12 protein-coding genes are annotated in these 13,260 nt (G+C 65.9%); 6 read left to right on the top strand and 6 right to left on the bottom strand.

Annotated elements, in window-relative coordinates:
• Positions 1–46: 46 nt before the first annotated feature.
• Complete coding sequence (locus K368_RS0111975; protein WP_027172630.1) at positions 47–1,255, bottom strand: aminotransferase class V-fold PLP-dependent enzyme; 1,209 nt, start codon at positions 1,253–1,255, stop codon at positions 47–49.
• Positions 1,256–1,877: 622 nt separating this feature from the next.
• Here K368_RS0111975 and K368_RS0111965 point away from each other — a divergent pair.
• The 3 genes from K368_RS0111965 (at position 1,878) to K368_RS0111955 (ending at position 4,517) form a co-directional block, all read left to right on the top strand.
• The gene (locus K368_RS0111965) at positions 1,878–2,705 is read left to right on the top strand and encodes a UDP-2,3-diacylglucosamine diphosphatase (protein WP_027172628.1); all 828 of its coding nucleotides are present in this window, start codon (positions 1,878–1,880) and stop codon (positions 2,703–2,705) included.
• Entirely contained in the window at positions 2,702–3,772 is a 1,071-nt protein-coding gene (locus K368_RS0111960; protein WP_027172627.1) for a glycosyltransferase family 1 protein, read from the top strand. The genes K368_RS0111965 and K368_RS0111960 overlap by 4 nt, the downstream gene beginning before the upstream one ends.
• A 118-nt stretch (positions 3,773–3,890) precedes the next feature.
• A complete protein-coding gene (locus K368_RS0111955; RefSeq protein ID WP_027172626.1) occupies positions 3,891–4,517 on the top strand; it encodes a ribonuclease HII in 627 nt (208 codons plus the stop codon).
• On the opposite strand, the gene K368_RS0111950 is transcribed toward K368_RS0111955, so the two are convergent.
• Both K368_RS0111950 and K368_RS0111945 read right to left on the bottom strand, forming a co-directional pair.
• Positions 4,504–5,616, bottom strand: coding sequence for a PA0069 family radical SAM protein (locus tag K368_RS0111950; RefSeq protein ID WP_051440050.1), 1,113 nt, complete (start codon positions 5,614–5,616; stop codon positions 4,504–4,506). The two genes, K368_RS0111955 and K368_RS0111950, sit on opposite strands and share 14 nt — an antisense overlap.
• A 17-nt stretch (positions 5,617–5,633) precedes the next feature.
• Entirely contained in the window at positions 5,634–5,969 is a 336-nt protein-coding gene (locus tag K368_RS0111945; RefSeq protein ID WP_027172624.1) for a VOC family protein, read from the bottom strand.
• A 217-nt stretch (positions 5,970–6,186) separates the two neighbouring features.
• Between K368_RS0111945 and K368_RS0111940 the strand changes: the two genes are divergently transcribed.
• Positions 6,187–6,708 (top strand): hypothetical protein, encoded by a 522-nt coding sequence (locus tag K368_RS0111940; protein WP_027172623.1) that lies wholly within the window; start codon positions 6,187–6,189, stop codon positions 6,706–6,708.
• Here the strand turns inward: K368_RS0111940 and moaB are convergent, their stop codons facing one another.
• The 3 genes from moaB to K368_RS0111925 all read right to left on the bottom strand — a co-directional run bounded on the left by moaB (position 6,709) and on the right by K368_RS0111925 (position 9,393).
• Positions 6,709–7,266 carry a molybdenum cofactor biosynthesis protein B gene (gene moaB, locus K368_RS0111935; protein ID WP_027172622.1) on the bottom strand — a complete coding sequence of 186 codons (558 nt, stop codon included), beginning with the start codon at positions 7,264–7,266 and terminating at the stop codon, positions 6,709–6,711.
• Between the two features lie 157 nt (positions 7,267–7,423).
• Complete coding sequence (locus K368_RS0111930; RefSeq protein ID WP_027172621.1) at positions 7,424–8,332, bottom strand: neutral zinc metallopeptidase; 909 nt, start codon at positions 8,330–8,332, stop codon at positions 7,424–7,426.
• Positions 8,333–8,463: 131 nt separating this feature from the next.
• Entirely contained in the window at positions 8,464–9,393 is a 930-nt protein-coding gene (locus K368_RS0111925) for a uracil-DNA glycosylase (RefSeq protein ID WP_027172620.1), read from the bottom strand.
• Positions 9,394–9,613: 220 nt separating this feature from the next.
• Here K368_RS0111925 and K368_RS0111920 point away from each other — a divergent pair, with 220 nt between their 5' ends.
• Both K368_RS0111920 and K368_RS0111915 read left to right on the top strand, forming a co-directional pair.
• A complete protein-coding gene (locus K368_RS0111920) occupies positions 9,614–11,266 on the top strand; it encodes an electron transfer flavoprotein-ubiquinone oxidoreductase (RefSeq protein WP_027172619.1) in 1,653 nt (550 codons plus the stop codon).
• A 126-nt stretch (positions 11,267–11,392) separates the two neighbouring features.
• Positions 11,393–13,249, top strand: a complete 1,857-nt coding sequence (locus K368_RS0111915; RefSeq protein ID WP_027172618.1) for a tetratricopeptide repeat protein — start codon at positions 11,393–11,395, stop codon at positions 13,247–13,249.
• Positions 13,250–13,260: the final 11 nt, after the last annotated feature.

Here is a 13,260-nt window from a genome sequence, read left to right as displayed (position 1 = left end):
GATGCCCCGGGGCCGGCGAGATGCCGGCCCCGGGAAACAGCTTTGATCAGGACTTTGCGAGGGGGTTTTCGCGCAGGTAGCTGGAGGCAGCGGCGACGCCGGAGCCCGGCTGTACCTTCACGCCGTTGTCGAGCATGGCCATTTCCGCACCTGCGATGGCGCCAAGAAGCGACAGCTCGTTCAGGTCACCGACGTGGCCGATGCGGAACACCTTGCCGGCCACCTGGCTCAGACCAGCGCCGAGGGCGAGGTTGTACCGCACGAAGGCGTGTTTGATGATCGCGGCGGCGTCGACACCCTCGGGGACGAGGATGGCGGTCACCGTGTCCGAGTTCCACTTGGCTTCCTTGGCACAGGTCTTCAGACCCCAGGCCGCCACGGCCTGGCGGGTCGCCTCGCCCAGCACGGCATGGCGGTGGTAGACGTTCTCGAGACCTTCTTCCCGCAGGCAGGCGAGCGCCTCGCGCAGGCCGTAGAGAAGCGGCAGTGCCGGGGTGTAGGGGAAGTAGCCGGCGCCGTTCTGCTTCTGATGATCGGCCCAATCGAAGTAGACATGCGCGAGGCGGTCGTTCGGACCCGACGACGATTCTGCGGCCTTCAGAGCCTTTTGGCTGACGCAGATCACGCCGAGACCGGCGGGGAGCATCAGGCCCTTCTGCGAGCCGGCGATGGCGCAATCGACCTTCCACTCGTCGGCGTAGAACGGCAGCGAGCCGATCGAGGACACGCCGTCCACGAACAGCAGGGCCGGGTGGCCGGCGGCGTCGATCGCCTTGCGCACGGCGCCGATGTCACTGGTGACGCCGGTGGCGGTCTCGTTATGGACCGTCATGACGGCCTTGATCTCGTGGTTCGTGTCGGCGCGCAGCGCCTCCTCGATCCGCTGGGGGTTGGCACCCGTGCCCCACTCCTCTTCCTGAACGATCACGTTCAGGCCGAGGCGCTGGGCCATGTCGATCCAGAGGTGGCTGAATTGGCCGAAGCGCGAGGTCAGCACCGTGTCGCCGCGATGCAGCGTGTTGGTCAGCGCCGATTCCCAGATGCCGGTGCCCGAGGCCGGGAACAGGAAGATCGTGCCCTCGGTCGAGCCGAACACGGCCTTGGTCTCTTCGAACAGGGGCTTGGTCAGCGTCGGGAAATCCACCGAACGGTGATCCTCGGAGGGAACGATCATCGCCCGCTGGACGCGGTCGGGGATGTTCGTCGGGCCCGGAACGAACAGATGATTCCGACCCGGCCGTCTCGTTGCCGCCATGTTGTGTCTCCGGTTCTTCTTCAGTTTGCGCGCACGCATCGTGCGACGCTGGGATCGAATACGGTGGTCCGAGGTCGCGATCCGGCTTGATGGGCTGCCGGGGCGGTTCCTAAGCTTTGGGGAAGAAACGGCGGCTCTGCCAGGAAGCCCGGCTGCCGCACGTCCGCCTGGAGGAGAAGGCATGGTCCAAGATCGTCTTCGGAAAGCGCGAGGCCCGCCTCGTGCCATCACGGATGGCTGCGAGTTCCAGAACGCTCGACGCGACTGCCTTTGACTGGATCAAGCCTCTCTCCGTTGGCCGGGGCGCGCGAATACAGCACACTCCCAGGGCCTTGGACGTCGTTTCTCACCTCGTCGGCGACCTTGATTCCGCCTCGCATGGGCTCCGGACACGCGCCTTCCAGCGCGATCCGGTGGGTCACCTTGATCGGGACTATGCCGGGGTTCGTCCCCGAAGGAAAACGCAAAAAACTTCCTGGCCACTCAAAAAATTTGTCGCGCAGTGCAGCATTCTGACGATGCGCTTGAAGTAGTCGCGCCACGAAGCGGGCCGGGCGCGCGTCATCAAACTGATACGCGAATCCGGTTTGGCTCAACGCACCGAAGCCATTCGGAGTGGGTCGTGGGCGAAGATACAGAGAAGACGATCCGTGTGAGGACGCTCTTCCTGTCCGATATGCATCTGGGCACGAAGGGCTGTCAGGCAGGTTTGCTGCTGGAATTCCTGCGGGATTACGACGCCGACGAGATCTACCTCGTCGGTGACATCGTGGACGGGTGGCAGCTCAAATCGGGCTGGTTCTGGCCGCAGAGCCACAACGACGTGGTGCAGAAGCTGCTGCGCAAGGTGCGCAAGGGCTCGACGCTGATCTACATCCCCGGCAACCATGACGAGTTCCTGCGCGATTATCTCGGCATGACCTTTGGCGGGATCGAGGTGGTGGACGACCGGATCCACGTCGCCGCGGACGGCAAGCGCTACCTCGTCATCCATGGCGACCAGTTCGACATGGTTGTCCGGCATGCCAGATGGATCGCCTTCCTGGGCGACGGCGCCTACACCTTCGCGCTCTTCGTCAACACTCACCTGAATACCCTTCGGCGCCGCCTCGGCCTCGCCTATTGGTCGCTCTCGGCCTGGGCCAAGCTGAAGGTGAAGAACGCCGTCAACTTCATCGGAAAGTTCGAAGAGCTTCTAAGCGCGGAGGCCAAGCGCGTGGGCGCCGACGGCGTCATCTGCGGACATATCCACCATGCCGCCCACCGCCAGATCGCCGGGCTGACCTATCTGAACACCGGGGATTGGGTGGAGTCCTGCACCGCCATCGTGGAGCATTACGACGGCACCATGGAGGTGTTGCATTACCCGAGCGTGTTGCGGGCGCGCGCCGCCGCGGAAGAAGCGGAGCGCAGCGCGGTGGCCGCCGGTCCGGCGCGGGCGGTCGCGTGAGGCTGCTCATCGCCACCGATGCGTGGCACCCGCAGGTCAACGGGGTCGTCCGTTCCCTCGAGAACATGGCGGCGGCCGGTCGCGAACTCGGCTTCGAGACCGTGTTCCTGACCCATCAGGATTTCGCCTCGGTGCCGCTCCCCGGATACCCCGAAATTCGGTTGTCCTATGCCACCAAAGGCAAGGTCGCCCGCCTGTGGGCCGGTCTCGCCCCGACCCATGTCCACGTGGCCACGGAGGGGACCGTCGGCTACGCGACCCGACGCTATTGTCTCGCCCATGGCCGCCCGTTCACCACGAGCTATCACACGCGCTTTCCTGAATACCTCGCCGCCCGTGCGCCCGTTCCCGAGAGCTGGAGCTATGCCTGGCTGCGGCGCTTCCATGGCGCTGCGAGCGGGACGATGGTCTCGACTCCGTCCCTGGAGCGCGACCTCGCCTCCCGCGGTTTCGGCAACTTGATGCGGTGGACCCGGGGGGTCGATACCGATCTCTTTCGCCCGGCGGCCCAGGATGCCGCCCCGCCGGAGGAGCTGGCGGGTTTGGCTGGCCCGTTCTTCCTGTTCGTCGGGCGGCTGGCGGTGGAGAAGAACGTCTCGGCTTTCCTCGACCTTGACCTGCCGGGCACCAAGATCGTGGTGGGAGACGGCCCGGACCGGGCGCGCCTCGCCGGCCTGCATCCGAAGGCATGCTTCCTGGGCACTCTCACCGGTGCAAGGCTTGCTCGCATCTACGCGGCGGCGGACGTCTTCGTGTTCCCCAGTCTCACCGACACGTTCGGCATCGTCCTGCTCGAAGCTCTGGCCTGCGGCGTTCCCGTGGCGGCCTATCCGGTAACCGGTCCCCTCGACGTCATCGGCGGGACCGGCGCCGGAATTCTCGAATCCGACTTGCGCGAGGCGGCCCTCGCCGCCCTGTCGATCCCCCGCGAGCGCTGCCGCGCGGAGGCCCTGCGCTACACCTGGGGCGAGAGCGCGCGCCAGTTCTTCACCAACATTTCGCTGGCGCACGGGACCGGTCTTCCCACGCCGAAGCGCCGGACGTTCCGGGCGGCACCGGCAGTGTAGCTTGGGGCGGTGGTTATGGCCCCCCGGCCTCCTCGCCTGCGGGGCGGGCACACTCCCGCATTTTTCTGGCGCCAAGCCCGGTGACCAGCCTTTGGCCGAAGTGTAATCCATCGGATCGATGACCAGACCGTTCGCAGACCCCGTCGCCAGCACCCTCCCTGCTCTCATCGGCTGCGACGAGGTGGGGCGCGGTGCCCTGTGCGGCCCCGTGGTCGTGGCGGCTGTCTGGTTCGATCCGGCCGTGTTCCCGGCCTCCGTGCTGGCCTCCCTCGACGACAGCAAGAAGCTCGACCGGGCGATGCGCGAGCGTCTCACACCTTTGATACGTGAACATGCCGAGGTGGCGGTGGCGGCCGGGTCCCGGCAACTCGTGGACCGGATCAACGTCCGCGCGGCGACCCTCGACGCCATGCGGCGAGCGGTGGAGAAGCTCGGCCTCGAAGCGCCCGTGGCCGTGGATGGGCGCGATGACATTCCCGGCCTGTCCTTGCCGTGCCGGGCGGTGATCGGCGGTGACCGGCTCGTACCCCAGATCGCGGCCGCCTCCATCGTCGCCAAAACCCTACGGGACGATCTCATGCGGGTGCTGGCCGGCCGTCACCCGGCCTATGCCTGGGAACGCAATGTCGGCTATGGCACCGCGGCGCATCTCGCCGGTCTGTCGAGTCTCGGCCGCTCGGCGCATCATCGGGTGAGCTTCACCAAGCGTTTCGCTCCATCGCCCTCAGCGGTCACAACAGGCTGAGCTGTGCGCCGGACGCCGCTGCAGGGTCGAAGAGATCCGTGCGCAGGGTAATGCGCTCATCCACATAGCCCAGGCGTTGCTTCGCCAAGCGCATGCGCTGGGCGATGAGATCGGCATAAGCGCCACTGCCGGTCATCCGCCGGCCGAACGTCGCATCGTAGGCCTTGCCGCCACGCGCCCCACGGACGAGCGCCATCACGTGGCGGCGGCGACCTGGATAGTGTTCGGCGAACCAGTCGTTCACCAGGTCGTCGAGTTCGAGCGGCAGTCGCAGCAGGACATGGCGCGCTTCTACAGCGCCGCATTCCCGCGCCCGCTTCAACACCGCCTCGATCTCGTGATCGTTCAGCGACGGAATGACCGGGGCCATCATCACCATGACCGGGATGCCTGCACGACTGAGCTGGTGGACCGCCTCGAGGCGACGGTCAGGATGGGGGGCGCGCGGCTCCATGCGCCTGGCCAGGACAGGATCGAGAGTCGTCACCGACATCGCCACCTTGACGAGGCCGAGCTCCGCCATCGGCGCCAGGATATCGATGTCGCGAGCGACGAGGTTCGACTTCGTGACGATGCCCACGGGATGCCGGAAGCGCGCCAAGACGCCGAGTACCGCGCGGGTGATGCCATGGTCGCGTTCGATCGGCTGATACGGGTCCGTGGCGGTCCCGAGGGCGATCGTTTGCGGCCGGTAGCCCTTTGCCGAGAGTTCGCGCTCCAGCAACTCGGCCGCGTTGGCCTTGTGGAACAGCTTCGTCTCGAAATCGAGGCCGGGGGACAAACCGACATAGGCGTGGTTGGGCCGGGCGAAGCAGTAGATGCACCCGTGCTCGCAGCCGCGATAGGGATTGATCGAGCGATCGAACGGCAGGTCCGGCGAGGTATTCCGTGTCAGGATCGTGCGTGCGAGCTCGGGTCGGTCTTCGGTACGCAGGCGCTGGCCGGCACCATCTGAAACCCAGCCGTCGTCGAAAGCCTCGCGCCGTGCCGGCTCATAGCGGCCGCAGGGGTTGGCCGTGGCCCCCCGGCCCTTTCTCGCATCCGCCGACAGGGTACTTCCCCCAAGCCGCCGGTCGGGCGCGCCGAACGCTTCGTCCATCCCGTCACTGGCGGCCTTCACCGCTCGGACCATACCGCCAGTTCCGTTCCGGCCGGATCCTTGAAATGGAAGCGGCGACCGCCGGGAAAGGCGAAGATCGGCGCCACGATCGTGCCCCCCGCCGCCTCGACCCGTACCAACATCGCTTCGAGATCATGCGCGTAGAGCACGGGCAACGGCACCGCCTTCGCCTCGTCGGCATCGAACCCACCATCGAGCCCCTCGTCGAAGGAGGCATAGCGTGGGCCGTAATCGACGAAGCTCCAGCCGAAGGCCGTTCCGTAGAAGGCTTTCACTCGGTCGATGTCGCCGCCCGGCAATTCGAGGTAATCGATCTTGCCATCCTGCCGCATGCCTTGCTCTCCATCCACCTCGACGACCTGACGCAGGAACGTCCGGCACGCCGCGCGCGATGCCACTTCGTTTGGAATTCGAACATATCAGGAACGGGACCGGTATTCCTGCCCTTTTTTAAAGCAATCGACGGGATATGCCGGTTGGGCATCGGTTCTCGTCGTGCTTTCGGGGCCATCCGGCTTTCCTCGCGCCGAAAATACGGTATGCGCGCGCATGATTTCGGCTCTGATCCATGTAGCGATGCCGGTCGGCCCCAATGCGATTGACCGCCTCGCCGATACTCTGGGGGCTCTCGTCGAGGGCGTAGCGGCCGGGCTCGTGGGTGACGCGGTCATCATCGCGCCCGCCCATGACGCGGCGATCGATGCCGTCGCCGAGGCCACCGGCGCGACCTTCGTCGTCCGCCCGGGTGGTACGCCGCCTTGGTCGGCTGGTGCGAAGGCCGCGCGGCGGGAGTGGGTCCTGTGTCTCGAGGCCGGCGACGTGCCGGCCGAGGGCTGGATCCGCACCATCGATCGGTTCATCGGCACGGCGCGGCCGGAAATGGTCCTCGGGCGCTTGCGCCGACCACATGCGGGGTTGCCGTCGCGTCTTGCGGCGCAGGGCGAGTCCGTCATCGGCGTGCGCGCCCCACGCGCCGGCGACCTGGTGCGCCGTGACCGCCTCATCGCGAGTGCCGTCTTCTCCACCCGCCTCCATCCCCGGCGGGTGAACGTGCGGCTCAACCGAGGGTGATCAGACGGATATCGAGGCACCGCGTCGAAGGTGTTCGTCCAGGCGCGGCATGATCTCGACGAAGTTGCAGGGCCGGTGCCGGTAATCGAGCTGCGCCGCGAGGATGCCATCCCAGGCGTCACGGCAGGCGCCGGGCGAGCCCGGCAGGACGAAGACAAAGGTCGCGTTCGCGAGCCCCGCCGTGGCCCGTGACTGGAGGGTGGACGTCCCGATCTTGTCGTAGGAGATGCGGTGGAAGACCGCCGAGAATCCGTCCATCCGCTTCTCGAACAGCGGCTCGATGGCCTCCGGGGTCACATCGCGTCCGGTGAAGCCCGTGCCGCCCGTGGTGATCACCACATCGACCGCCGGATCCCGCGTCCAGGATTCCACTTGGGCCCGGATCGCGGCTACCTCGTCGGGGACGATGGCCCGACCAGCGAGGCTGTGGCCGGCAGCGACGAGTCGTTCGCACAATGTGTCGCCTGAACGGTCGTCTTCGACGACGCGGGTGTCGGAGACGGTCAGCACCGCGATGGAGAGCGGGATGAAGCTACGGGTCTTGTCTGCGGCGACCATGGCTGGCAGCTCCAGGCTCTACGATACCCTCCGTTCTAACCGTGAACGAAGGGGCAGGTCGATCCCTCCTCGATGGGACATGTCCGCCCGGACCCTCGGAACCGCCCCCGCCGTGGCACAACGCGGCGGTTCCGCGACGCCGGGAGCTATTGCGAAGTTAGTTCCGGGCCGCCCTGAAGGTATCGCAGGACTTGGTCTGGCCGCTCTTGTAACCGGTCATGAACCACCGCATCCGCTGGTTGGACGACCCGTGTGTAAAGGAATCCGGTACGGCATAGCCTTGGGACTGCTTCTGCAGCTTGTCGTCACCGATGGCGCTGGCCGCCTGCATGGCCTCTTCGATGTCCCCGGGCTCCAATGAATTATACTTGTCGTTGGAGTTCTTGGCCCAGACGCCAGCGAGGCAGTCTGCCATCAACTCGACGCGTACCGACAACTGGTTCGACTCCACCTTGCTTGACGCCGCCTGCTGGCGACCCTGGACCTTGCCGAGGATGCCGAGTTCGTCCTGAACGTGGTGACCGACCTCGTGGGCGATGACATAGGCGTAGGCGAAATCACCCTTCACCCCGAACTTCTGTTCCATTTCCTTGAAGAACGACGTGTCGAGGTAGACCTTCTTATCGAGCGGGCAATAGAACGGTCCCATGGCCGCCTGCGCCGAACCGCAGCCGCTGCGCGTGCCACCAGTGTACAGCACCATGCCGGTCGGACGGTATTGCTTGCCGGTCTGGTTGGGCAGGATCTCCTTCCAGACATCCTCCGTGTTTCCGAGGATGGCGGCAGCGAAGCGCCCGCTCTCGTCCGTCGGCTTGCTCTTGCGCTGGGCTTGCGTCTGCGGGTCGACCCGCTCCTGACGCGGCTGTCCGCCGCCGCTCATCTGTTCGGCGCCGCCGATCAGGATGGCAGGGTTGATGCCGGTGACCCAGCCGATGATACAGAGGATGACGATGGTGCCGATGCCGAGACCGCCCGCGCCGCCACCGGGAAAGCCACCACCTCCGCCGCCACCCTCACCCCGGCGGTCCTCGACATTGTCAGAAGAGCGGAAATCTTCCCAACGCATGATCTCGTCACCCTTCGTAGCGTGGACCCCGCCGGAACCCGGCCGCCACACGCATCTCTGTCTTGAGCTCCGTGTGCCCGAACTAATACGGCGGTGAAAGATACGGTTCCGCTTCCGACTCGCCTTTCGCCCTACGCCTTGCCGTCCAGCGTCGCCTTCAACAGCCGGAAATCCCGCCAGGCGAGGCGCTTCTGCAGGGGCTGACGCAGGAGATAGGCTGGGTGCAGGGTGGCCAGCGCTTTCACCTCCCTGTCGCCGATCCGATAGGGATAGAACCGTCCGCGCGCCTTGAGGATGCCGTCCTTCGTGCCAGTGATCGCCTGCGTCGCCGGACTGCCGAGGCAGACGATGACGTCCGGGTCTGCGAGTTCGATCTGGCGTTCGATGAAAGGTTTGCAGATCGACACTTCCTGCGGCGTCGGGTTGCGGTTCCCCGGCGGCCGCCACGGCACGATGTTGGTGACGTAGGCTTTCGTCCGGTCGAGGCCGATCGCCGCCATCATCCGATCGAGGAGCTGACCGGAGCGGCCCATGAACGGCTTGCCGACGCGATCCTCGTCGGCGCCAGGCGCCTCGCCGATGAACATCAGTTTCGACGCCGGGTTGCCATCGGCGAAGACGAGGTTCTTGGCCGTGAATTTCAGCGGGCAACCATCGAACGCGGCGAGCAGCGCTTCCAGCTCCTCGAGAGAGGCGGCATCTCGCGCCCGTGCTCGCGCGTCGCCCGCGGCCTCGCCGGGTTTGGCTGCCGCGGATTGTCCATAGGTCCGGGCCGGAGGAGCCGCTGGCGCCTCGCCGCGCGGCGGTAACTCGCGACGGGGGGGCGCGGAATCGGTCTGATTCTGGTCCTGCCGAGTAGAGACTTGCGAGGGAAGATCACGGGGAGGCAGGTCTTGCGTCGGCAAGCCGCGCCGTGTCGGTGCCGGGCGCCAGGGAGGCACCTCCTCGGTTTCGGAGAAGCGGTCATGCGGCCGTTCGTCGAGGCAGAGATCGACACCGGCTTCCACATGGAAGTCGAGTTCGGCGATCACGTCGCGCTGATGGTCGGGGCCTTGGCTCATAGTTCTCGATGTGGCCCCTGACGAGCCTGTGGACAACACTTCACAGGGCACGTTACGCGGCCATTGGTAAGGCGGCGAGACGGCTCAGACCATGCTGAGACCATTGGCAGGCTTGCGTTCCTAGCTTGGAATCGGTTGAGAGTGTTCGCAATCATAACATCGCGCCCTCGCTGACCGGTCTCGATCGGTTGCGGCTGGCGCGGCAGGAGGAGTTCACAGGATGGCGTTGCCGGAACGCGAGGGTATGGATTTCGACGTGGTCATCGTGGGCGCGGGGCCTGCCGGCCTCGCCGCCGCGATCCGCCTCAAGCAGATCGCGGCCGATCTTGCCGTCGTGGTGGTCGAGAAGGGGTCCGAAGTCGGTGCCCACATCCTATCCGGTGCGGTGATCGATCCGCTCGGGCTCGACCGCCTGCTTCCCGAGTGGCGCCAGGACGAGGCCCGGCCGCTCAAGACCGAGGTCGAGCGCGACGAGTTCCTGTTCCTCACCAAGAACAGCGGCATCTCGCTGCCGAATTTCGCCTTCCCGAAATTCATGTCGAACCACGGCAATTTCGTCGGCTCGCTCTCGAACATGACGAAGTATCTCGGTGTCAAGGCGGAGGAGCTCGGCGTCGAGATCTATCCTGGATTCCCGGCCTCGGAGGTGCTCTACGACGATGCCGGCACCGTCATCGGCGTGGCCACCGGCGATCTCGGCATCGGTCGCTCCGGCGAACCGCGTGACGATTACACCCGCGGCATGGAGTTGCGCGGCAAGTACACGATCTTCGGCGAGGGCGCGCGCGGGTCGCTGACCAAGACCCTGATCGACCGTTTCCAGCTCAACCGGGACAGCGACCACCAGAAGTACGGCCTCGGCGTCAAGGAACTCTGGCAGCTCAAGCCCGAGACGTTCGAGCCGGGCCTCGTGCGTCACACCATGGGTTGGCCGCTCTCCAACAAGACCGGCGGTGGATCCTGGCTCTACCATTTCGACGATCACCTGCTCTCGGTCGGCTTCGTCACGCATCTGAACTACGAGAACCCGACCCTGTCGCCGTTCGAGGAGTTCCAGCGCTTCAAGACCCACCCGATGATCCGCGACGTGTTCGAGGGCGCCAAGCGCATCGGCTACGGCGCCCGCGCGATCATGGAGGGCGGCTGGCAATCGGTGCCGAAGCTCGTCTTCCCCGGCGGTTGCCTCGTCGGCTGCTCGGCCGGCTTCGTCAACGTGCCGCGCATCAAGGGATCGCACAATGCGGTGCTCTCCGGCATGCAAGCGGCCGAGGCGATCGCGGCGGCACTCACCGCCGGCCGGCAGGGCGACGAGCTCACCGATTACGACGGCGGCTGGCGTGACAGCGACATCGGCCGCGACCTCAAGCGCGTGCGCAACGTGAAGCCGCTCTGGTCGAAATACGGTACCCTCGTCGGCGTGGGTCTGGGCGGCCTCGACATGTGGTCGCAGACGATCCTCAATGCCTCGCCGTTCGGCACGCTGAAACACGGCAAGCCGGATTATGCCGCCACGAAGCCGATCTCGGAGGTGACGCCGATCGTCTACCCGAAGCCCGACGGCAAGCTGACTTTCGACCGGCTCTCCTCGGTGTATCTCTCGAACACCAACCACGAGGAGGACCAGCCGCCGCACTTGAACGTCAAGGATCCAGCGCTCCAGAAGTCTTCGGAGCACGACGTCTATGGCGGCCCCTCGGCACGGTATTGCCCGGCGGGTGTCTATGAATGGGTGCAGGAGGGCAGCGGCGTGCGTTACCAGATCAACGCGCAGAACTGCGTCCACTGCAAGACCTGCGATATCAAGGACCCTAACCAGAACATCAATTGGGTGACGCCGGAGGGGCCTGGAGGGCCGAACTATCCCAACATGTGAGGACGCACCGGAGCCCGGGTGCCCGCCATCCTTTCGCCTTGCGAGGATGGCGGGAAGAGTTCAGTGTCCCCGCCCGATCGGCATCGGTCCCTCACGGACGATGCGCTACAAACGCGACTGGTGCCCATGAACGGAAACGCCGCGACCCGCCGGACCCTCTCGGCTCTCGCCCTGTGTCTCGCCGCCTCCGTGGCGACGTCGGTCACGGCCCAGGCCGCCCAGCCTCGGGAATCTGCCCCGGTGACGGAGTACGAGCCCGCCGAGTCGTTGGAGGGCAACTTCCTGTCCGCCTATATCGCCGGTGCGTCGAAGGACACCTCCGCCGCGGCGAGTTTCTACCGCGAGGCGGTGAAAGCCGATCCGCGCAATGCCGAACTGCTCGAGCGCGCCTTCGTGTCGTTGCTCGCAGACGGCGCTTTGCCCGACGCATTCCGCGCAGCCGAGCGCCTCACCGCCCGCGACGGATCGAACGGCCTCGCCCAACTCAGCCTCGGCGTGCGCCAGATCAAGGCCGGCCAGTTCGCGCAGGCCCGCCAGAACTTCGCCCGCAGTGGACGGGGTGCCGCGGCCGATCTCACCAGCACCCTTCTGACCGCCTGGGCCTATGCCGGGGCAAATGACGGCAAGCGCGCCCTTGAAGTGGTGAACAAGCTGAAGGGCGAGCGCTCCTACAACACCTTCCGCGACTTCCATGCCGGCCTGATCGCCAACCTCGTCGGGGATCAGGCGGAGGCGGAGCGCCGGCTCAAGGCCGCCTACGACGCCGACCAGAATACTCTGCGTATCGTCGATGCCTATGCCCGTTTCGAGGCGCAGGCCGGGCGCACGGACCTTGCGATCCAGGCCTACACCAACTTCGACCAGCTGCTGCCGCGCCACCCGATCGTGCGCGACGCCCTCGACAAGCTGAAGGCCGGCAAGCCTCTGACCCGCCTCGTCAACACCGCGCAGGAAGGCGCCGGCGAGGTGCTTTACGGTCTCGGCTCGGCCGGATCGACCCAGGGCGACGAGCTGCCCGCCGTGGTCTATCTGCGCCTTGCCCTCTATCTCGCTCCCGAGCACGCCCTCGCCCGCCTCACCCTCGCCGATACGCTCGACCGGATGAAGCAGGTCGAGCGCGCCAACGACACCTATGCGCAGATGCCGGCGTCCTCACCGCTGAAGCTCAATGCCGACATCCAGATCGGTCTCAATCTCGAGCAGCTCGGCAAGGGCGAAGAGGCGACCCAGCTCCTCGACGCTGCCATGAAGGAGCATCCCGATAGCATCGACGTCGTGACCGCCCTCGGCAACGTGCAGCGCTCGCGCAAGAAATATGAGGAGGCGGCGGCCACCTATAGCCGCGCGATCGAACTCATCGGCAAGCAGCCGGCCTCGAATTACTGGACGACCTTCTACTTCCGTGGCACCGCCTACGAGCGGGCCAAGCAATGGCCCAAGGCAGAGGCCGACCTGAAGAAAGCCCTGGAACTGGTCCCACCGAATCAGCCGGCGGCCCGAGCTCAGGTGCTCAACTATCTGGCCTATTCCTGGGTCGACCAGAACATGAATATCGACGAGGCCTTCACGATGCTGAAACAGGCCGTCGATGCGAGCCCGCGCGACGGCATGATCATCGACAGCCTCGGCTGGGCCTATTTCCGCCTCGGACGCTATGACGATGCCGTTCGCGAGCTAGAGAAGGCGATCGAACTCAAGCCAGGCGACCCGACCATCAACGACCACCTCGGCGATGCCTATTGGCGTTCGGGACGGCGGCTCGAAGGTAAGTTCCAATGGCAGCACGCCAAGGACCTGAACCCTGAGCCGGACGATCTCGTGAAGATCAACGCCAAGCTCAAGGACGGTCTTCCGGAACTCGAGAAGCCCGCCGCCACCGCCGAGAACCCTCCTGAGCCCGCGAAGGTGAATCCGGAGTTGCCGAAGGGCGCGCCGGCACCGAGCGAGCCTCCGGGCGCGGCCGACAAGAAGACCGGCGGCTGAGTCCGGCTTGA

Origin of the sequence: Methylobacterium sp. 10 (assembly GCF_000519085.1) — a bacterium.
GTDB lineage: Bacteria > Pseudomonadota > Alphaproteobacteria > Rhizobiales > Beijerinckiaceae > Methylobacterium.
This window is presented reverse-complemented; position numbering and strand designations above follow the sequence as displayed.